The 20,276-nt window shown below is 62.6% G+C and carries 19 protein-coding genes and 1 tRNA gene; 12 read left to right on the plus strand and 8 right to left on the minus strand.

All coding sequences use genetic code 11. The annotated features are described in order from the left end of the window. Together rnpA and rpmH are read right to left on the minus strand one after the other, a co-directional pair. Positions 1-354: a ribonuclease P protein component gene (gene rnpA, locus AC1DX4_RS02830; protein ID WP_477218858.1), complete on the minus strand. Its 354-nt coding sequence runs from the start codon at positions 352-354 to the stop codon at positions 1-3. 14 nt (positions 355-368) lie between these two features. Beyond that, positions 369-503, minus strand: coding sequence for a 50S ribosomal protein L34 (rpmH, locus tag AC1DX4_RS02835; RefSeq protein ID WP_008833937.1), 135 nt, complete (start codon positions 501-503; stop codon positions 369-371). 281 nt (positions 504-784) lie between these two features. Between rpmH and AC1DX4_RS02840 the strand changes: the two genes are divergently transcribed. Next, positions 785-2,272 (plus strand): ATP-binding protein, encoded by a 1,488-nt coding sequence (locus AC1DX4_RS02840; protein WP_477218859.1) that lies wholly within the window; start codon positions 785-787, stop codon positions 2,270-2,272. A 280-nt stretch (positions 2,273-2,552) separates the two neighbouring features. After that, a tRNA-Arg gene (locus AC1DX4_RS02845) sits at positions 2,553-2,629 on the plus strand. A 27-nt stretch (positions 2,630-2,656) separates the two neighbouring features. Here the strand turns inward: AC1DX4_RS02845 and AC1DX4_RS02850 are convergent. Beyond that, positions 2,657-3,037 (minus strand): VOC family protein, encoded by a 381-nt coding sequence (locus AC1DX4_RS02850; protein WP_477218860.1) that lies wholly within the window; start codon positions 3,035-3,037, stop codon positions 2,657-2,659. Positions 3,038-3,338: 301 nt separating this feature from the next. Between AC1DX4_RS02850 and AC1DX4_RS02855 the strand changes: the two genes are divergently transcribed. Together AC1DX4_RS02855 and AC1DX4_RS02860 are read left to right on the plus strand one after the other, a co-directional pair. Next, the gene (locus tag AC1DX4_RS02855; protein ID WP_477218861.1) at positions 3,339-4,097 is read left to right on the plus strand and encodes an SDR family NAD(P)-dependent oxidoreductase; all 759 of its coding nucleotides are present in this window, start codon (positions 3,339-3,341) and stop codon (positions 4,095-4,097) included. A gap of 81 nt (positions 4,098-4,178) precedes the next feature. Continuing rightward, complete coding sequence (locus tag AC1DX4_RS02860) at positions 4,179-5,213, plus strand: hypothetical protein (RefSeq protein ID WP_477218862.1); 1,035 nt, start codon at positions 4,179-4,181, stop codon at positions 5,211-5,213. Between the two features lie 110 nt (positions 5,214-5,323). Here AC1DX4_RS02860 and AC1DX4_RS02865 read toward each other — a convergent pair whose 3' ends face one another. Continuing rightward, the gene (locus AC1DX4_RS02865) at positions 5,324-5,968 is read right to left on the minus strand and encodes a GntR family transcriptional regulator (RefSeq protein WP_477219109.1); all 645 of its coding nucleotides are present in this window, start codon (positions 5,966-5,968) and stop codon (positions 5,324-5,326) included. A 312-nt stretch (positions 5,969-6,280) separates the two neighbouring features. On the opposite strand from AC1DX4_RS02865, the gene AC1DX4_RS02870 reads away from it, so the two are divergent. The 8 genes from AC1DX4_RS02870 to AC1DX4_RS02905 all read left to right on the plus strand — a co-directional run bounded on the left by AC1DX4_RS02870 (position 6,281) and on the right by AC1DX4_RS02905 (position 14,931). After that, a complete protein-coding gene (locus AC1DX4_RS02870; RefSeq protein ID WP_477218863.1) occupies positions 6,281-6,922 on the plus strand; it encodes a GntR family transcriptional regulator in 642 nt (213 codons plus the stop codon). A 90-nt stretch (positions 6,923-7,012) separates the two neighbouring features. Then, on the plus strand, positions 7,013-7,864 hold the full coding sequence (locus AC1DX4_RS02875) for a transporter substrate-binding domain-containing protein (protein ID WP_477218864.1): 852 nt from the start codon (positions 7,013-7,015) through the stop codon (positions 7,862-7,864). A gap of 74 nt (positions 7,865-7,938) precedes the next feature. Beyond that, on the plus strand, positions 7,939-8,652 hold the full coding sequence (locus AC1DX4_RS02880) for an ABC transporter permease (protein ID WP_477218865.1): 714 nt from the start codon (positions 7,939-7,941) through the stop codon (positions 8,650-8,652). Continuing rightward, positions 8,649-9,341 (plus strand): ABC transporter permease, encoded by a 693-nt coding sequence (locus tag AC1DX4_RS02885; RefSeq protein ID WP_477218866.1) that lies wholly within the window; start codon positions 8,649-8,651, stop codon positions 9,339-9,341. The genes AC1DX4_RS02880 and AC1DX4_RS02885 overlap by 4 nt, the downstream gene beginning before the upstream one ends. A gap of 130 nt (positions 9,342-9,471) precedes the next feature. Beyond that, complete coding sequence (ggt, locus tag AC1DX4_RS02890) at positions 9,472-11,058, plus strand: gamma-glutamyltransferase (RefSeq protein ID WP_477218867.1); 1,587 nt, start codon at positions 9,472-9,474, stop codon at positions 11,056-11,058. Positions 11,059-11,363: 305 nt separating this feature from the next. Next, entirely contained in the window at positions 11,364-12,884 is a 1,521-nt protein-coding gene (locus AC1DX4_RS02895) for an acyl--CoA ligase (RefSeq protein WP_477218868.1), read from the plus strand. Between the two features lies 1 nt (position 12,885). After that, complete coding sequence (locus AC1DX4_RS02900; protein WP_477218869.1) at positions 12,886-13,866, plus strand: 2-dehydropantoate 2-reductase; 981 nt, start codon at positions 12,886-12,888, stop codon at positions 13,864-13,866. A 231-nt stretch (positions 13,867-14,097) separates the two neighbouring features. After that, positions 14,098-14,931, plus strand: coding sequence for a class I SAM-dependent methyltransferase (locus AC1DX4_RS02905; RefSeq protein ID WP_477218870.1), 834 nt, complete (start codon positions 14,098-14,100; stop codon positions 14,929-14,931). A 19-nt stretch (positions 14,932-14,950) separates the two neighbouring features. Here the strand turns inward: AC1DX4_RS02905 and AC1DX4_RS02910 are convergent, their stop codons facing one another. The 4 genes from AC1DX4_RS02910 to AC1DX4_RS02925 all read right to left on the minus strand — a co-directional run bounded on the left by AC1DX4_RS02910 (position 14,951) and on the right by AC1DX4_RS02925 (position 20,274). After that, entirely contained in the window at positions 14,951-16,888 is a 1,938-nt protein-coding gene (locus AC1DX4_RS02910; protein ID WP_477218871.1) for a putative bifunctional diguanylate cyclase/phosphodiesterase, read from the minus strand. A gap of 365 nt (positions 16,889-17,253) precedes the next feature. Continuing rightward, the gene (locus AC1DX4_RS02915; protein ID WP_477218872.1) at positions 17,254-18,093 is read right to left on the minus strand and encodes a hypothetical protein; all 840 of its coding nucleotides are present in this window, start codon (positions 18,091-18,093) and stop codon (positions 17,254-17,256) included. Between the two features lie 299 nt (positions 18,094-18,392). Then, positions 18,393-19,364: a branched-chain amino acid ABC transporter permease gene (locus tag AC1DX4_RS02920; RefSeq protein ID WP_477219110.1), complete on the minus strand. Its 972-nt coding sequence runs from the start codon at positions 19,362-19,364 to the stop codon at positions 18,393-18,395. 22 nt (positions 19,365-19,386) lie between these two features. Beyond that, positions 19,387-20,274 (minus strand): branched-chain amino acid ABC transporter permease, encoded by an 888-nt coding sequence (locus AC1DX4_RS02925; RefSeq protein WP_477218873.1) that lies wholly within the window; start codon positions 20,272-20,274, stop codon positions 19,387-19,389. Between the last annotated feature and the right edge of the window lie 2 nt (positions 20,275-20,276).

The following is a 20,276-nucleotide window of genomic DNA, read 5'->3' on the forward strand; positions in this document are numbered from 1 at the left end:
CTATCGTGTTCCGCGAAGTCGGCGGGAGAGTTCGGCCTTCAACTGGCCGAACGGGGCGCGCAGTGCGTCATCGCGCCCGACGATGACATAATCATTGCCGGGCACCATGTCATCTGCGGCATGGACGCGGACGGCTTCTTTCAGCCGCCGCCTGACGCGGTTGCGCACAACAGCGTTGCCGACCTTCTTGGTGACGGTGTAGCCGACGCGCGGCACGCCGCCATCGCCGCGGTCCAGGACCTCGACGAGGAAAAACCGTCCGCGTCGCTTTTCACCACGACGGACGGCCAGGAATTCCGCGCGTTTCAGAAGCCGCTTGGGATTTTGCCCCACTGACTTGCCGGTTGCGGGCAACGATCTCGTCTCGCTTAGGCGCTGAGCCGCTTGCGGCCGCGGTTGCGGCGAGCTGCGACGACGCCACGACCACCCTTGGTGGCCATGCGGGCACGGAAGCCGTGCCGACGTTTGCGGACGAGTTTGGACGGTTGGTAGGTACGCTTCATTTGTTTTAATACCGCGGAGTTGCGGCCCTTCTTGATTCTGTCACTTTGTAACAGGAGCTTTGCCGGGCCGGTTTTGGCGCGATCGAAACCGCGCCGGGACGAATGGCCCGAGCGTGAGCGGGCTTATAGAAAGAAGGGTTTTGGAAGTCAATGCGGAGTCGTCGCGCCGTGGACGCCGGCTTTATGACAGTAATTTAATGTTCCGACCAAAGGATGAAATTGGCAAAAAAGCCGTAATCCCCTAATGTTGGCTGATCAAGTGATTGTGAAGATCGAGTCGCATGAGCGAAGCCAGCCAAGCGGGGGAAGGGATCGGCACGGCGCCTGCCGCCGTCCGCGGCGTGCCATTGTCGCGCGGTCTGTCGACAAAACTGCTGCTCCTGACCATCGTTTTCGTGCTTTTGGCCGAAGTGCTCATCTTCCTGCCCTGGATCGCCAGTTATCGGCTGAGCTGGCTCAAGGAGCGTCTGAGCACAGCCGCCGCCGTATCGATCGTGCTGGTGCAGGGCGAGTCGACCTCGCTGTCGCGCACGGCCCAGAATGACGTGCTGATGGCGATCGGCGCCAAGGCGATCGCGGTGCGCGACGGCGGCGTCTCGCGGCTTCTGGTGGTGGCCGACATGCCGCCGCAGGTCGACGAGCACATCGATCTGGCCAGTGTCGGCATGATCAAGGGCATGACCGGCGCGCTCGACACGCTGTTCTTCGGCGGCGACCGGATGCTGCGTGTTTTCGGGCCGGTCGGCGACAGCGACAAGGAGTTCGAGCTGATCATGCCGGACTATTCGCTGCGCAAGGCGATGCTCATCTATTCGCGCAACGTCGCCTTCGTCTCGCTGCTGATCTCGCTGTTCACGGCGATGCTGGTCTATGCCGCGATCGACCTGATCATGATCGGGCCGATCCGCGCGATGACGCGCTCGATGCTGTCCTTCTCCGAAGCCCCCGACGACCCCGGGCGTATCATCCATCCCGCCGCCCGCGCCGACGAGATCGGCGTTGCCGAACGCGAGCTGTCGCAGATGCAGGAGCGGCTGCAGAAGATGCTCTCCGAACAGAAGCACCTTGCCGACCTCGGCCTGGCGGTCTCGAAGATCAACCACGACATGCGCAACATCCTGGCTTCGGCACAGCTGATGTCGGATCGCCTGCGCCTGGTCAGGGATCCGACCGTGCAAGCCTTCGCACCGAAGCTTTTGCGCGCACTGGATCGCGCGGTGTCTTATTCCGAAGGCGTGCTTCACTATGGCCGCACGCAGGAGCCGCCGCCTTCGCGCCGCCGGGTGCGGCTGCGCCAGCTGCTCGAAGACGTGCACGGTCTGCTCGACATCGAGGAGGGCATCGAGTTCATCAACGCCGTCGAGGCGGGATTCGAGGTGGACGCCGATTCCGACCAATTGTTCCGGGTGCTGACCAATCTGTGCCGCAATTCGGTGCAGGCGATGGCTGCAGACACCGAGAGCGCCGTGGTGCGGCGGCTTGCGGTATCGGCTGTGCGCCTGGGCAGCGTCAGCCGCATCGCCGTCACCGATACCGGCCCCGGCCTGCCGCCGAAGGCGCGCGAAAACCTGTTCGCGGCGTTCCGTGGCTCGGCGCGCAGCGGCGGCACCGGCCTTGGCCTGGCGATCGCGCATGAGCTGATCCGGGCGCATGGCGGCACGGTGGAACTGGTCGAGTCGATTGGGGGGCGCACCACTTTCGCTGTCACCATCCCCGACCAGCCGGTGCGGCTCGACCAAGCCCGCGGCAGCCTGCGCCGCCCGGCGTGAGGTCCACAGCGCAGTTTTCCTGAGGGCTCTTGCCGTTCAGACCTGACGCTTTCCATGACCTTCCACTAGACTTTCCCCCTCTCAGCCTGAAATCAGGCCGGCTCGCCGGGAACTTCAAAGCCATGGGATCGGGGCTGTCACCGCTGGATGACACACTCACGACAAAACTTTTGCCGGATCGGCTTGCTTTTCCCAAATTCAGTCGCTAGGGAACTGCACACATTCGCGGCCGACCCCTCAAGGATCGGATCGCGGGGCCGTTGAAAACATGGCCTGATGCGCGCCCGTAGCTCAGCTGGATAGAGCACCAGACTACGAATCTGGGGGTCAGGAGTTCGAATCTCTTCGGGCGCGCCATTCCATCCGATTGATTTCCCAGCGCTCTTAATAGTCGCCATTGACTTCGATCCAGTAGCCATCGGGATCCTTTAGATAGACGGATCGCTGCCCGTCCGCCCTCACGTGCTCCTTGCCGATCTCGCCGGCAAGGTTGCCGAACGGAATACCTTTGCTTCTTAAATGCTGCAAAGCCTGCGCGAAATCGGTGGTGGAGATGCAAAAATGCGTCGACATCGTCACGAAGGTCTTGCCGAAATCACCTTCGATCAGGTGAAGCGACTGTCCCTCGCCAAGGCCGAACCAGCGGATGTTTGGCTTTCCTGCGGCACAAGCAATCTCGGGCAGTTGGAGTGCATCCTGATAGAACTTCGCGCTGGCTGCCAGATCGCGGACGCGGAGGGAAACATGATTGAGGCGCAGTGCCACCACGACGGTCTCCTAAAGCCACCGAAAGTGGGGATCGTGCGTTGGCCGAGCCTTTGCCGTCAATAGGGCCATGGAGCGTCGATACGCCAGGTAATCGTCGTCGGCTTCGACATGCCGCTCGGCGCGGACACGTTAGGCCAGAAGCTGGTACTGCTTGGCACGATGATTAGCTTATTCCCGTTGCCGGGGATCGCGCCCCTGGGCTCGTACGGCGACAAACCTCTCGTATATAGTTTCTGCCGATACAGCCGATACTGTCCGTTCGCATCCAGCGGGCGGAACCTTTGGAGTAGATCCGACCATGCCCCATCCCAGCAGCAGACGTGCGCTGATCACCGGCGCCGGAGCCGCCGACGGCATCGGCTTCTCCATTGCCCGCCAGCTCGGACAAAATGGCCATGCCGTGTTCCTCACCGGCGCCAGCGCACGCGTGCTTGACCGCGCCGCCGAGCTTCGTGCCGAAGGCATCGATGCCACGGCCGTGGTCGCCGATCTCACCAGGGCTGCCGATGTCGCGCGGCTGCGGGCTGAGGTCGGCGCGGTCGACATATTGGTCAACAATGCCGGCATGGGCTCGCTGGCGTCACCCTCGGTCGACAAGGCATTTGTTGCGATGACCGAGGCCGATTGGGATCAAGGCATCGAGGTCAGCCTGAAGACGGCGTTTCTGGTCACCCATGCGTTTTTGCCGGCGATGGTCGAAGCGGTCTATGGGCGCATCGTCAATGTGGCGTCGGTCACCGGGCCGCTGGTGTCCTTCGTGGGTACATCAGCCTATTCCGCCGCCAAGGCCGGCATGGTCGGCCTGATGCGCACGCTGGCGCTGGAAGTGGCCAGGCACGGCATAACCGTCAACGCCGTGGCGCCCGGCTGGATCGCGACCGGCTCGTCGAGCGAGATGGAGCTGGAAGCGGCCCTGCATACGCCGCCGGCGCGGGCGGGGCGACCGGATGAAGTGGCAGCGGCAGTGGTGTTCCTGGCGTCCGAAGGGGCCAGCTATGTCAACGGCGCTCTTCTGGTGGTCGACGGCGGCAACAGCCTCCAGGAGCACAAGGGCTGAAGGACCGCCGGGCGGGCAAGGGATCAGCCTTTGCCTGCGGCTGATCTATTGTGCCGGTTCAATGCGAGCTACGAATGCCTCATGGGCCTCTTCACGCAATCCAGCTTTAACGCAACCGGCATTCGCTCGCTCTGTTGGCGCGGCGATGAACTCGTCGATTGGGTCGGTGGCGGCCGTGCATTCGCAACCGATGGTAGGGAGCGGCCCGCGACCGTAGCGTATGGCTACCGTTTCGACGCCGCGACGGCATCGCCGGATGGCCGCTTTGCCGTGATCTACGAACGACTGGGAACGAAAGGGCTTCTGCTCCGTGATGGACGGATTCTTCGTGAGCTTGGCCGCAGCTTCTACCAGGCCGACGCATACGAGTATCCTGTCGCCCTGTTCAATGCTCCAGACGGTCGCGTCCTGCTCGCGCATTGCCCCGGAGACTATTGCCGCATCGACTTTGAGGACGCCGAAACCGGTCGATTGCTCACCGAATCGGCGGACCGCAAGCCGTCGGATTTTTTCCATTCGCGGCTGGCAGCGAGCCCTCATGGGAAGCGGCTGCTCAGTGCCGGTTGGGTGTGGCATCCGCTAAGTCTCGTGGTGTCCTTCGATATTGCGCAGGCCCTTGCAGATCCACGTCACCTCGATAAGGGCCAGGATCTTCCCTTATCGCCGAATTCTGGGTTGGTTGAAGAGAATTCAGTTTGCTGGCTCGACGATGACCGCTTCGCGGTGGCCGCTTCGGCCGAATACGAACAGGATAGTGTTGAGGATGACGGCGAGTTGCGCCTTCGACCGCTTGGGCTGGCTGTCTACGACATGATCCAACGAACCTGCCTTCAGGCATTCCAACTGGACGAGCCCGCTGGGACAATCCTGGCGCTCGGCAAAGGCTTCATTCTTTCGCTCTATCGGCATCCAAAGCTGATCGATCTTTCGACCGGCAAAGTCGTCCATGCCTGGACCGAGTTGCGCTCAGGCCTTCAGGATAGCAGCATCATCTGGGGCCTTGACGATGATGCGAAGCCGCCGCCCATGGCCTTCGATCCCGCAACCAACCGGTTCGCAATCGTCAACGGCGATACTGTCACCCTGATCGAGTTCGGTCCTTCCGTGACCGGATAATTATCCATCGAGGCCGACTGCTCTCTGGGCTGCAGCCCGGATCATTTCGATGCCGGTCGGCTGCGCTCTTCGGTTGCGGCGACCACATTCCTGGTATCGGGCCGGCCCGCTCACGAAGCCTTGGCGAAAAAGCTCTGATAATCCGACTTCGCCTGCAGCAGGCGCAGCACATTGTCGCGTGATCCCCACACATGGGCGCGGGCCAGGGCGCCGGCCCGGGCGGCCTCGCCGGCGCAGATCGCCTCGACGATCTCTGCATGCTCGTCGCGGGCTATCTTCCATTCGTCGAGCCACAACAATTCGGTCCAGACATAGTGCTGGCACTTGTCGAGGATGCCGCACAGCATGCCGTGCAGCATCACATTGCCGCTGATCTCGGCGATGACGCGGTGCAGGTCGATGCCGACTTCCAGTTCCTGGAATTTTTCGCGCGTGGTGCGGTCGGGAATGGCAGCCAGCCGCTCGCATTCCGCCAGCATGGCGCGCAGCCGGGCCTTGTCCTTCTCGGTCGCGGCGGTGGCAGCCAGTTCGGTCGCATGGCCGTCGAGCAATTCGCGGATGTCGAAGGCCTCGCGGAACATGTTGATGTCGAACTCGGTGACGACATAGCCCTGGCGTGGACACCCGGTGACCAGGCCGTCGCGCTCGAGGCGGTTGAAGGCCTCGCGCACCGGCGTGCGGCTGACATTCAGCCTGACCGCAATGTCGTTCTCGGTAACGCGCGAGCCCGGCGGAATCTGACCGGTCACGATCATCGCCATGAGCGAGGAATAGACCGAGTCGCGCAGCGTATTTTTGGTTTCCCTGGCCCCAGATTGGTTTCCAGTTGCCTGTTGTCGTCCCATTTGTGGTCGTAGCCGGTCTGATTTGCCACGCCCAGGGCGGCACCATCCCAAAGACTCGCCCGGCCCGAAATAGATCGTGCCGGTGGTGCACTGCACCGGTATCGGCTTCTGAACGTCGTCACCGGGGTATTGACGATGAAATAAAAAGCGGATTTTATAATACGTGGATACAAAAATACTTTTAGGTGCCCCATGCCAGCAGCCTTTCCGGCAGAGCCACAGATGTCCGCCACTGCTGAGGAAGAGGCGTACAGGCACGTTCATAGAGCCCTTCGCCTCGGCCGCTACAAACCGGGCGACAGGCTTATTCCGGAGGACATTGCGGCCGAGATCGGCATGAGCCGCATGCCTGTGCGGGAAGCCTTTCGGCGCCTGGCCTCCGACGGGCTGGTGGTTCTGCGGCCCAATCGTGGATGCGTGGTCGCAGGCCTGACGGTCGATGAGCTTTACGAGATTTTCGAAATTCGCTCGGTTCTGGAGGGACTGGCCGTAAGGCTGGCGATGCCCCGGATCGATGAGGAGGAGTTCGAGGAACTCGATCGCCTGCTCGAGCGCATGGAACGCGCGGGCCAGAGCGGCAGCAGCGACTGGGTGGTCCGCCACCAGGAATTCCATGGCCGTATCTGTGCGCTAAGCCGGAGGCCCAAGCTTATCCACCAGATATCGGCGCTGCATGTGGTGATAGAGCCCTACATGCGCATCTGGTTCGACGACTGTGACAAGCCGCATTCTGCGCGCGAGGAGCATGCCGCCGTGATCGCGGCCTTGCGTTCAGGCGACGAACTTCACGCGGAAAAGGTGATGCAGGATCATATTCTCAGCACAGCACCGATGCTGGCCGAGTTTGTGAGTCCGAGCCGGTGACGAACGCCAGCCGGACAGGAATGGCCTCGAACCGGCAATGCGGCCGGACGTAGGAACAGTTCGATCAGCCAATCAAAAAAGGGGAACCACATGAAAGTTTGTCGTTTGGCCGCAGTTGCGGCCGCACTCAGCATGTTCGGCTTCATGCACACCGCATTGGCCGAGGACGCGCCCAAGGCCATAACCATCGCCACGGAGGGCGCCTACGCTCCGTGGAACTTCACCAACGCAGACGGCAAGCTCGACGGACTGGAGATCGAACTCGCCAACAATCTTTGCGAGCGGATGAAGATCAAATGCACCATCATCGCTCAGGACTGGGACGGACTTATTCCTTCGCTGAAGGTCGGCAAGTTCGATGTGATCATGGCCAGCATGTTCATCACGCCGAAACGTCTCGAGACCATCGACTTCACCCAGCCTTACGCGATCGACCCGGGCGGGTTCGCAGCCGCCAAGGATAGCGATCTGGGGAAGCTCGGCGCTTCGGCCGAGAAATTCAAACTGGACGATGAGGCCGCTACCAAGGCCGCGGTCGACAAGTTGAAGCCCCTGCTGAAGGGCAAGGTGGTCGGTGTCCAGGCGGCCACGGCCATGCTCGAATTCGTCAAGAAATACTTCGGCGACACGGTGGAGATTCGCGAATACAAGACGACCGAGCAGCACGATCTCGATCTGGCCGCGGGCCGCATCGATGCAATATTCGCTCAGAAGACAGCGCTCGCCGCGACGCTCGCAAAACCCGAATTCTCGGGCTTCACGGTTGCAGGTCCGGGCTTTGTCGGCGGCTTGTTCGGTGCCGGAACGGGTGCGGGACTCAGGAAGGAAGACGTCAAGCTCAAGGAAATGCTGAACGACGCGATCAGCGCCGCCATTGCCGACGGGACCATTAAGAGCATCTCGGAAAAATGGGTGAAAACGGACGTGACGCCGGTCAAGTAGCCACGTGTGTATTGTGTCCGGCCGATTGGTACCAACCGATAGGCCGGGCGCCGCGCTGAACGATCAGGTTCCACATGACGGACACACTCCATATCCTTTCCGTGGGCAATGGCGGCTGGGGCGGAGCCCTGCTGCTGGCAGCTGGCGTGACATTTGCGCTGTCAGTCCTCGGCTTCCTGCTCGGTACTCTCTTCGGCGCGGTTGCAGCAGGAGGCCGGCTCTCCACGAGAGCTTTACCGTCATGGGTCGCCAAGGGCTATGGCACGGTGTTCAGGGGTGTGCCCGATCTGTTGACGATCTACCTGCTTTACTACGGCGGCAGCATAGCATTGACTGAGATCGGTAAATTCTTCGGCAGCACAGGCTTCGTCGGGCTGCCGACATTTGCGACTGGCGTCCTCGCGATCGGCATCATTTCGGGCGCCTATCAAGCCGAGGTCTATCGCGGAGCGTATCTCGCCGTCGATCTCGGCCAGTTTGAGGCTAGCAAGGCGCTCGGCCTGTCCCGGTTCCAGTTGCTGCGTCTCGTCATCGTGCCTCAACTGATGCGGCACGCCCTGCCGAGCCTCGGAAATGTCTGGCAGCTTGTGCTCAAGGATTCGGCCTTGATCTCCGTGATCGGCTTGGTGGAATTGATGCGGCAATCTCAGATCGGCGCGGGATCGATGCGGGAGCCCTTCGTCTTCTATATAGCAGCCGCGACGCTGTATTTCCTCATCGCTGCCGTGACCGGATCGGTCTTCCGCTACGGCGAGGCACGGGCGTGGCGAGGCATGGTCCACGCATGATCGACTTCGCCTTTTTTGCAGAGATCATTCCCACCCTTCTCTCCGGCTTGCCGTTAACCTTGCAACTTGCGGGGTTGTCGATCGGAATAGGCTTTGCCTTGGCCCTGTTGCTCGCACTGGCGCAGCAGGGAAACCATCGGATGCTGGTCTGGCCCATACGCTCCTTCGTTGCCGTCTTTCGCGGCACGCCATTGCTCGTCCAGATATTCCTCATCTATTACGGCCTCGGCCAGTTCCGCCCCACACTTCAGGCAGTTGGGCTCTGGTGGCTGTTTCGCGAGCCCTATTGGTGCGCCATCATCGCGCTCAGTCTCAATACCGCAGCCTATGGCAGCGAAATCCTGCGGGGTGCGATACAGGGTGTGCCGCGTGGCCTTGTCGAGGCAGCCTCTGCCTTAGGCCTGAAACGGATCCAGACCCTGCGCCTCGTCGTTCTGCCTTTGGCGCTGCGCCAAGCCATACCGAGCTACAGCAACGAGATCATCCTCATGGTAAAGGGTACGTCGCTTGCATCGATCGTCACCCTGATGGAAGTGACGGGCATCGCCCAGGGGCTTATTTCGCAGACCTATCGCGCCGTAGAGGTTTTCGTGGCCGCGGGCGCGATCTATCTCACCATCAATTTCACGATTATCTCGGCACTGAACGCTCTGGAAACCTGGCTAACGCCTTATCGGGTCCGAGCCTGATACGCGTCTGGCGTAACGAGGAGAATTGGCAAAATGCGCAGTGTCGAGAAGCCGAAGCGATCCGTTGCCGTGTCGTGTTACGCCATGGCGGCAACGTCGCATCCATCAGACCAAGGGATACAAAGACAGAATGCGTGATTTCCAGTTTCCCGGCCGCTCGCCGGTTCGTGCCACAGAAGCGCTTGCCGCGACCTCGCACCCGCTTGCTACCCTTGCCGCCATCGACATGCTGCGCGCTGGCGGTAATGCCATGGACGCCGCCGTCTGCGCCGCCGCCGTGCAAGGCGTGGTCGAGCCGCAGTCGACCGGCATCGGTGGTGATTGCTTCGTGCTCTATTCTCCCGGAGGACAGGGCAAGGTGCTGGCCTTCAATGGCTCCGGCCGTGCGCCCGCCAAGGCGACGGTCGACTGGTATCTGGACAAGGGTTTCAGCGAGCTTCCAAAACAGGGGCCACATGCGGTCACCGTGCCTGGCGCCGTCGATGCCTGGAGCCGGCTGCTGGAAGACCATGGCCGCAAGAGCCTGGCCGAGGTGCTGGCGCCGGCCATCCACTATGCCGAGAACGGCTATGTCGTGCATGACCGTGTTGCCTTCGACTGGGCCGAACCGGAAACCGACCTGTCGGCCGATGAACATGCATCGCGCATCTTTCTGCCGGGCGGTCAGGCGCCGAAGGCTGGCGACGTCCACCGGCAACCGGAACTCGCCGCCACTTTGCGGGTGATCGCCAAACAGGGTCGCGCCGGCTTCTACGAAGGCGCTGTCGCCGACGACATGGTGCGCCGGCTCAGAGAATTGGGTGGGCTGCATTCGCATGAGGATTTCGCGGCAACCAAGGGCGACTATGTGGCGCCGGTCAGCACCGCCTATGGCGGCTACGACATCCACCAGATGCCGCCGAACAATCAGGGGCTGACGGCGCTGCTGATGCTGAACGTGCTGTCGGGCTTCAAGCTTGGCGGGCTCGACCCCAATGGGGCCGAGCGCCTGCATCTGGAGATCGAGGCCGGACGCCTGGCCTACCAGGACCGCGACCGCTATGTCGGCGACCAGGACCATGTTCAGGTGCCGGTGCAGCAGCTTCTGTCCAGCGCCTATGCCGACCGGCTGCGCGCCGAGATCCATCGCGACCGCGCCATGACGCATCTGCCGCGCCTGGACCTGCCGGGCAGCGACACAGTCTACATCTCGATCGTCGACCGCGACCGCAACGCCGTCTCCTTCATCAACTCGACCTATTATTCCTTTGGCAGCGGCGTCGTCGGCCCGAAGACCGGCATCGTGCTGCAGAACCGCGGTTCGAGTTTCCGCCTCGATCCGGCGCATCCGAACGCCATTGCGCCCGGCAAGCGGCCGATGCACACGATCATGCCCGGCATGGCGACGAAGAACGGCCGCGTGGTGATGCCGTTCGGCGTCATGGGTGGCGGCTACCAGCCGTTCGGCCATGTCCATCTCCTGACCAACATGATCGACTTCGGCATGGACCCGCAGCAGGCGCTGGATGCGCCACGAGTGTTCTACAATGATGATACGGTGGAGGCCGAACGCGGCGTTCCCGCCGATGCGCTCGAAGGGCTGCGCCGTCGTGGCCATCGCATCGCCGAACCGCATCACCCGCTCGGCGGCGGGCAAGTTGTGCTGATCGACTGGGAGAAGGGCACGCTCACCGGCGCCTCCGATCCGCGCAAGGACGGGATGGCGCTGGGATATTGAGGTGATCGGGAGAACAGGTTGCCGGTCACCCCTTAACTCCCACGGCAGGCCAATCGCATATGGCAGCGCCAGCCCCCTCTCCGTCCGCTTCGCGGCCACCTCTCCCCCATTTCATGGGGGCGAGGAACCACCCGCCGAGGCCGCGGCCTTGAAAAGCTTGGGTTCCTCGCCCCCACAGCGTGGGGGAGAGGTGGCTCGGCGAAGCCGAGACGGAGAGGGGGGGGCGCCAACGTCGACAATTGTCCGGGGTCGGAATCGTCCCAGGGCCTTTCTAGAAGCAGTCGTTTGAAACATAGTCGGTGACCATGAGCACGAATTCAAAAGACCTCTCCCATCGTCTCGCCGCCGGTGCCGATGATGCTCCGGCGATCCTAGCTCCCGACAGGGTGACCCTCACCCATGGTGCACTGCGCGGCCTGATCGCGGCCACCGCTGAACGGCTGCATGCGCTTGGCATCGGCCGGGGCGACCGGGTGGCGATCGTGCTGCCGAACGGGCCGGAGATGGCGGCAAGCTTCGTCGCGGTGGCCGCCGCCGCCTCGACAGCGCCGCTCAATCCAGCGTATCGGGCCGACGAACTCGATTTTTACCTGACCGATATCGGCGCCAAGGCGATCCTTGTCGCGGAGAATGAGACCGGACCGGCGGTGGCCGTTGCGGAGCGCCTCGGCATTGGCGTGCTGCGGCTTGTCGTTTCGCCTGATACGCCTGCCGGCAGCTTCACCATCGAGGGCGCGGCGATCGGCCCACAGGCGGCACCCGACATGGCGGGGGATGCCGACATCGCGCTGCTGCTTCACACGTCGGGCACGACATCGCGCCCAAAACTGGTGCCGCTCAGCCATGCCAACATCGCCGCCTCATCAGCCCATATCGGCGCAACCCTCGGACTGACCGCCGATGACCGCTGCCTCAACATCATGCCGCTGTTCCACATCCATGGCCTGATCGCGGCGGTGCTGTCGTCGCTGGCGGCAGGCGGCAGCATCTACTGCACGCCGGGCTTCAACGCGCTGCGCTTCTTCCAGTGGCTGGGCGATGCCAAACCAAGCTGGTACACGGCGGTGCCGACCATGCATCAGGCGATTCTGCCCCGTGCCGCGCGCAATGCGGAGGTTCTGGAGTCCGCGCGCCTGCGCTTCATCCGCTCGTCCTCGGCATCACTGCCGGCGCAAGTGATGGGCGAGTTGGAGGCAACCTTCGGCTGTCCGGTGATCGAATCCTACGGGATGACCGAGGCCGCCCACCAAATGGCGTCGAACCGGCTGCCGCCGGGCCTGCGCAAGCCGGGCAGCGTCGGCGCGGGGGCTGGGCCGGAGGTGGCGGTGATGGCGCCCGACGGACGGCTGCTGACAGCCGGTGAGATCGGCGAGATCGTCATTCGCGGACCCAATGTCACGGCAGGCTACGAGAAAAACCTGGACGCCAATGCCACGGCTTTCGCGCATGGCTGGTTCCACACCGGCGACCAGGGCGTGCTCGACGAGGACGGTTATCTCCGCGTCACCGGCCGGCTCAAGGAGATCATCAACCGCGGCGGCGAAAAGATCTCGCCGCTCGAGGTCGACGACGTGCTGATGGACCATCCGGCCGTGGCGCAAGTCGTCACCTTCGCCATGCCGCATGACAAGCTCGGCGAGGAGGTGGCGGCGGCCGTGGTGCTGCGCGAAGGCATGAGCGCCAATGAGAACGATATCCGCACTTACGCCGCGACGCGGCTCGCCGACTTCAAGGTGCCGCGCAAGGTGCTGATCCTGGACGAAATCCCAAAGGGTGCGACGGGCAAGCTGCAGCGCATCGGGCTTGCCGCCAAACTCGGACTTTGACATGAAGATCACCATTTTCGGCGCCGGCGCGATCGGCGGCTATCTCGCCGCCAAGCTGGCGATCGCCGGCCGCACCGATCTGTCGATCGTCGCGCGCGGCGCCCATCTGGAAGCGATCCAGGCCAACGGCCTGCGCCTGATCGAGGACGGCCAGGAAACGGTGGCGCCCGTCCGGGCCGCCAAGAAGGCCGAGGAACTCGGCGTGCAGGACACCGTCGTGCTGGCGCTGAAGGCCCATTCGCTGACCCCGGCGCTGGACCAGATCGCGCCGCTGCTCGGGGACCACACATCGGTTGTCACCATGCAGAACGGCGTGCCGTGGTGGTATTTCCATGGCGTCGGCGGGCCGCTCGAAGGCACCAAGTTGAGCACGGTCGATCCCGGCGGCGCGATCTGGCAGCGGATCGGGCCGCAACGCGTCATCGGCTCGGTCGTCTATCCCGCGGTCGAAGTCGACGCGCCCGGCCTCATCCGCCATGTCGAGGGCAAGCGCTTCTCGCTGGGTGAACCCTCGGGCGCGCGCAGCGAACGCGTGACGCGCCTGGCCGAGGAGATGGTCAAGGCCGGCCTGCAGGCGCCGGTGCGCGAAGACATACGCAGCGAGATCTGGGTAAAGCTGTGGGGCAACCTCTCCTTCAACCCGATCTCGGCGCTGACCGGCTCCACGCTGGCCGCGATCGTCGCCGACGAAGGCACCCGCCAGCTTGCCCGCGCCATGATGCTGGAAGCGCAAGCGATCGGCGAAAGCCTCGGCGTGCGCTTTCCGATAGAAGTCGACCGCCGCATCAAGGGCGCCGGCGATGTCGGCGAACACAAGACCTCGATGCTGCAGGACCTTGAGCGCGGCCGGCCGATGGAGATCGACGCGCTGGTGAGCGCCGTGCAGGAACTTGGCCGGCTGGTGGACAAGCCGACACCGACCATCGACGCCGTGCTGGCGCTGGTGCGGCGGCTGGCTGTGGAGCGCGGGTGTTATGGATGATGGGCGGGGCTGAGATTTGAGGCTGCTGCCTGGTAGTGCGCCAGCGGCTTTGGGCGATGGCGGCATCTCCTGCAAGAGACCACTTTTGGGCCCTGGAGCAAGGCGTTCCACGGAAGGTGCAGATCTTGGAAACCTCGTGCTCCTCCTAGGATCATTGAGCCATTTCCGGCATCGCCAGCCTACCGGCGGAGTGTCATGATGCGGGTCGCCGATGCACAAGAGAATGATTTCATGTTTCCAAGTCGCCGCCTCGCCTTGAAATTTGTCGCTCTTGTCGGCGTTTCGATCGGTGCTTTTTGCGCTTCGACCGCATTTGCAGACAGCGTCGATCCCGCGATCGAGAAGCTGATCGGCGGGCCTCAGCGCTCACAGCCCAACAGCGTGCGCGACAAATATCGCCATCCCGGCGAAGTGCTGACATTCTTTGGCGTCAAGCCTGACAGCATCGTCGTCGAAATCCTTCCTGGCGCAGGTGGATATTGGACCGAGATTCTGGCCCCCTATCTGAAGCAGAACGGTCACTACATCGCGGCAAATGGCGAGAAGGCCTCGCCTTCCGCTGACGTCCAGAAAGACAATGCCGCCTTGGCGGCCAAGCTTGCCGCCGATCCGGCCGACTATGACAAGGTCACCGTCACTGAATTTGCAGCGGACAAATATGCGATCGCGTCGCCGGCTAGTGCGGACTTCGTGCTGACCTTTCGAAACATCCATAACTGGATGAGTGCGGGCACGACCGCGGACGCTTTCGCCGCCTTCTACAAAGCGCTGAAGCCTGGCGGCATCCTCGGGGTAGAGGAGCACCGGGGCAAACCGGACGAGCCGCAAGATCCGCTCGCCAAGTCTGGTTATGTGCGCCAGGACGTTGCGATCGGCTTTGCGGAGGCGGCTGGTTTTAAATTCGTCGGCAGTTCCGAGGTCAATGCCAACCCGAAAGACACGAAGGATTATCCGAGCGGTGTGTGGACCCTGCCGCCAACCTTCAAGCTCGGCGCGCAAGATCACGCAAAGTATGCGGCCATAGGCGAGAGCGATCGCTTCATCCTGAAATTCCAAAAGCCATAAGAAACGAACTGGCGGGCAGCTAAGCGGCGGTGCCGGTCTGGGATTTGCGCGGCAAGCCCGCTGCGGGATCAAGGAAGGTCGCGAGAGAGTTGTCGAAGCGGCCTGGCTCGAAGGCCAGCGCATCATGCATGGGAAGTGCTGCGGAGAACAGAAAACCCTGCGCGATCATGCAATCAAGCGACCGCAGGATCAGGCGATCGGCGTCGGTTTCGACCCCCTCGGCGACCACCTCCATTCCCAGCGTTCTCCCGAGATCGATGACTGCCTTGACCAGGGCCTGATCTTCCACGGACTTGGCGAGATCGCGAACGAAGTCCTTGTCGATCTTGATCTTGCGGATTCGGCTGTCCTTCAGCGAAACCAGCGTCGAAAAACCGGTGCCGAAATCATCCAGCACAATCGATAGGCCCGCATCCGCCAGGCGTTCCAGCTTTTCGTCAACTCTGTCGCGATCCACGGGCGCCTCTTCCGTGATCTCTATCTCGAGCATCGCCACAGGGACATTCCTCGTCTTGAGGCTGTCGAGGATCATTTCATCGACATTGCCTGCTTCGAGTTCGCGTGGCGAGAGATTCATCGCGACCCGAACACGCTGACGCCCGTTTCTGACAAGCTCTTCGATCATGGCGCAGCAGTTGAGGAACACCGTTTCCGTCAATAGGGAAAGCAGCCCGGTTTCACGCGCAGCGGTGACGACCTCGGGCGGGGAAATGGGGCCATGAACCGGGTGCCGCCATCGCAGCAGCGCCTCGAAGCCGACCACGGCATTCGTATCCAGTCGCACCATGGGCTGGAACCATGAGCAAAGAGTGCCTGTTTCGATGGCCCCGCGCAGATCGCGCTCAATGCAGTGCTTGCGTTCGAGCCCGTGATCGAGCCCCGCATCGAAGAGACGGTATTCATTCCTGCCACTGCGCTTGGCCGCATAAAGCGCGAAGTCTGCCCGCAGCAGCATCTCCGTCAATTGTGGTCTCTCCGATACATAGATGCCGATCGAAGCGCCGACGCGCACCGAATTCAACGCCGGATCCGGATTTGCGATGGCCGCGATGATCGAGGATGCAAGTTCGCCGGTTGAATGCACGGATTTGCCGGCGGGAAAGAGCAGCACGAACTCGTCTCCGCCGATGCGCGAAATGGTTGCCCCTGGCGGCGCATGGTTCTCTATTCTGCGTGCAACCCTGACCAGCAGGTCGTCGCCGATATTGTGACCATAGGTGTCGTTGACGGATTTGAAGCCGTCCAGGTCGATCAGCATGGCCACGAACGGACCGTCGGCAAGTCCGAGCTGGCGGATAGCCTGCTCCAGCCCGTACCGGTTGAGCAAATTCGTCAGCGGATCCCGCCTGGAGTTTCGCTCCATCTCGGTGGCGAATTCCTTCGCCTCGTATTTGAGGCGGCTCGCCCCGCGGAAGCGGGCTTGCCCAAGAAGCGCGCTTCTGATCATTCCAACGAGAAAAAGCAGGACTGTGAAAGCCAGTATATAATTCTCGACACCGCCTTTTGCTGAGAGGCAGCCGATGGTGATCAAAAGCGGCAGCGTCATGAAGCTGATCGAGGACGGGGCATATGATGTTCCGTAGGTGACGGAACCGGCCGACGCGCCGGCGAGAACGATCAGATAGATCGGCGCCTGGGGCGTGGTGTAGCCATCGGTCAGCACCGCCAGAAAAGACCAGGCGATGCCCGACGCCAGGGCCAGCATCCCATAGGAAGAAAGCCGTGCACCGGCCGGCCTAAGCCTGCTGTCGACTGTGTCCGATTGGGAGAGAGCAAGGGCAATGCGTGCGCCATTGATCGTGCTGACCGCCGCAAACCACAGCACCGCGGCAAGGCCACCGCCCGAAAGCATCTGCACGGCCAGGATCAGGGCCGAGAGGACCGTGCCGATAGGCATCGAAATGAAGATCCCGGTCCGCAGATCAGCCAGCTGATCCCGGAGAATCCCGGCGTCCACGGTTTCACCCTGCCCCTGAGGGGCGGACCCTTGAACAGGCTGCTCAGAGTGCCTCATAGGGGCAAGTAGCTAGGCTAGCGGGGTGAAAATCGCGTTAAGGATTTCAGCAGCTTACGGCGCAATCGCTCGATTTGCCTGGGAGTGACGCCCCTTCTTGTGCTCGCCCGCAAGAAGCGGACAGACGACATTCCCACCTCAAGACGTCTGTAGCGAAATCTGGGTGAAGCTGGAGGGGCAATCTCTCCTCCAACCCGATCTCGGCACCAACCGGCTCCACGCTAGCCGCAATCGTCAGCGACCAAGGCACCCCGGGCGCTTGCTGGCACCATGATGCTGTAGGCGCTGACGATCGAGCGCGGGTGGGTTCAGTTGGTGCTGGCTTTGGCGGTAAACCCGCACTGCTTCTGTTCCATATCGATCTGCTTGGTGATGCGGATGGCGTTCTGTGCGTAGGCCTCCGTCACCGAGCCGCTGTTCACGGTCTTGTCCTTCAGCGGACTCACGCCTGCGCAGAGGTGGAAAACATGCGGCTCAGTGGACTTCGCGGCGCCGTTTTCGGGCGCGATCCAGTAGACGACATCCTGGCCGGCGGGATGGCTCGCATCCTGGGTCGCGGCCGTCACCGCAGCGCTGTCCGTGGCGATCGCCTGCGCCTGAGCGGCGACGTCGGGCGAACAGGCGGTGGTGGGCTGCCCTGACTTGATCTGGGCTGCGCACGCGTTCATGTCCTGGGTGTACTGCTCGACCGACGGAGGCTTGAGACTGACCCCCGTTATCGCGGCGACCACGGCCAGCACAGCACCGAGGCCGCCGGCAACCTTCTTGGTCTGCGGGTCCATGTTCTTGTCGGAGAGGATCAGGAAGACCAGCGGCACGAAGGCGATCAGCGTGATGATCGCGCCGAGCTGGTTCTGGAAGAAGAACCGGGCCGTATCGGATGCGCGGGCCGGGTCGTGCCGGTTGGCCGCCTTCCACAGCAAGTTGCCGGCGATCGCGAAAATCGCGATGCCAACCAGAAGGCCGATGATCAAGGGCAGGTGTGCCTGGTCGAATTTGCCCTGGCGAAGCAGAACAATCCCGTAGATCTCGCCGCCAATGGCGACGATCCACGAGAGTGCGGCGAAAAGGCGAAGACGCGTGGCGGACGACTTCTGGCCCTGCGTCGCTTGCCAATCCTTGGTAACGTCCGGCTTGTTGTCAGTCATTGACCATATCCCCCGATATTGACACTTCCGCGGGCGGCGTCGGACCAGAAGGCCAACCCGCCCTGCGCAGCGTCATTCAACGAACGTCGCCTGCCTTTGGCGACGCAGCGAAAATGTGAGCGCCACAACAGGCCTCATCACCATCCATATTGCGCATCCGTGAGCCCGTCCATAGCCACGGCGGCAGACGCCTTGCGCGCGATGGCTCCGTTCTTCTTCACCGCCGGCTCGAACTTGACTCTGCCTTGCCTCACTTGCCTCGCGATCCCCTCAATCGCACGCAGTCGATCTGGAGTTGATCAGTCCTTCGCCGCCCGCCCGAGCACCCGCGCATAAAGTTCGCCGACGATGCCGCGTCGGAAGACCAGCACGCAGACCATGAAGATCAGCCCGGTGGCGATGGTCACGGGGAAACCCGAGGTGGCGAGCGTGTTTTCCAGTCCGACGACGAGGCTCGCGCCGATGATCGGTCCGACCATCGTGCCGATGCCGCCGAGCAGCGTCATCAGGATCACCTCGCCCGACATCTGCCAGGTGACGTCGGTGAGCGTGGCGAACTGGAAGACGATCGCCTTGAGGGAGCCTGCCAGCCCGGCCAGCGCCGCCGACATGACGAAGGCGCCGAGCTTGTAGTTGGCGACGGAATAGCCCAGCGAAATGGCGCGGTTCTCGTTCTCGCGGATCGAGCGCAGGATCATGCCGAAGGGTGAATTGACGATGCGCCAGATGGCGAAGACGCCGATGAGGACCACCGCCAGCACGAAATAATACATGTTCAGCGAGACGTTCAGGTCGAGGACGCCGAACAGCATGCCGCGCGGCACGCCCTGAATGCCGTCCTCGCCTTGCGTGAAGGGCGACTGGACGCAGAAGAAGAAGAACATCTGCGACAGCGCCAGCGTGATCATGGCGAAATAGATGCCTTGCCGACGAATGGCGAAGAAGCCCATGACAAGGCCGAGCAGGGCGGCGCCCGCCACGCCGAGCAGGATGCCAGCTTCCGGCGGCCAGCCCCAGACCTTGACGGCATGGGCGGTGAAGTAGGCGGCGCCGCCAAAGAAGGTGGCGTGGCCGAACGACAGCAGGCCGGTGTAGCCGAGCAGGAGATTGAACGCGCAGGCGAACAGCGCGAAGCACAGCATCTTCATCAGGAAGATCGGATAGACCAGAAATGGCGCCGCCAGCAGCGCCGCTATACCGAGCCCGACCAGCGTCCATTCAAGCCAACCTGAGGTTCTGGCTGATGTCTCGCGCAGCGTCAGCCCTGCCATGTCAGACGTCTCTTCCGACATGTCAGGCTTCCCTTCCGAACAAGCCGGCCGGCCGGACCAGAAGCACGATCGCCATGATGACGAAGACCACGAGGTTGGAAGCTTCGGGATAGAAGACCTTGGTCAGGCCTTCGGCGAGGCCGAGCATGTAGCCGGTGACGATCGCGCCGAGGATCGATCCCATGCCGCCGATCACGACGACCGCGAAGACGACGATGATGAGATCCGATCCCATCAGCGGGCTCACCTGATAGATGGGCGCCGCCAGAATGCCGGCAAGGCCGGCAAGGGCGGAGCCGAGGCCGTAGGTCAGCGTCAGCAGCAACGGCACATTGACGCCGAAGGCCTGGACGAGACGGGGATTCTCGGTTGCCGCGCGCAGATAGGAGCCGAGCCTGGTCTTCTCGATCAGCGCCCAGGTTCCGAAGCAGACGATCGCAGAGGCCACCACGACCCAGCCGCGATAATTGGGCAGGAACATGAAGCCGAGATTGGTGCCGCCCGAAAGCTGCGACGGCACGGCGTAGGGATTTCCCGACACGCCGTAATAGTAGCGGAACAGGCCTTCGAGCACGAGCGCGAGACCGAAGGTGAAGAGCAGGCCGTAGAGCGGATCGGTGTCGTAAAGCCGCGACAGCGCCAGGCGCTCGACCACGATGCCGAAGAGGCCGACGATCAGCGGCACAAGGATCAGAGCGGGCCAATAGCCGATGCCGAGATAGGTGAGCAGGAGATAGCCGACGAAGGCACCCAGCATATACTGGGCGCCATGGGCAAAATTGATGACGCGCAGCAGGCCGAATATGACGGCCAGACCCAGGCTCAGCATGGCATAGAAGGAGCCGTTGATCAGGCCGACCAGCAACTGGCCGAGCAATGCCTGGACGGGGATACCGAAGATCATCGTCATGG

It is taken from the genome of Mesorhizobium sp. P3_A8, assembly GCF_056402995.1.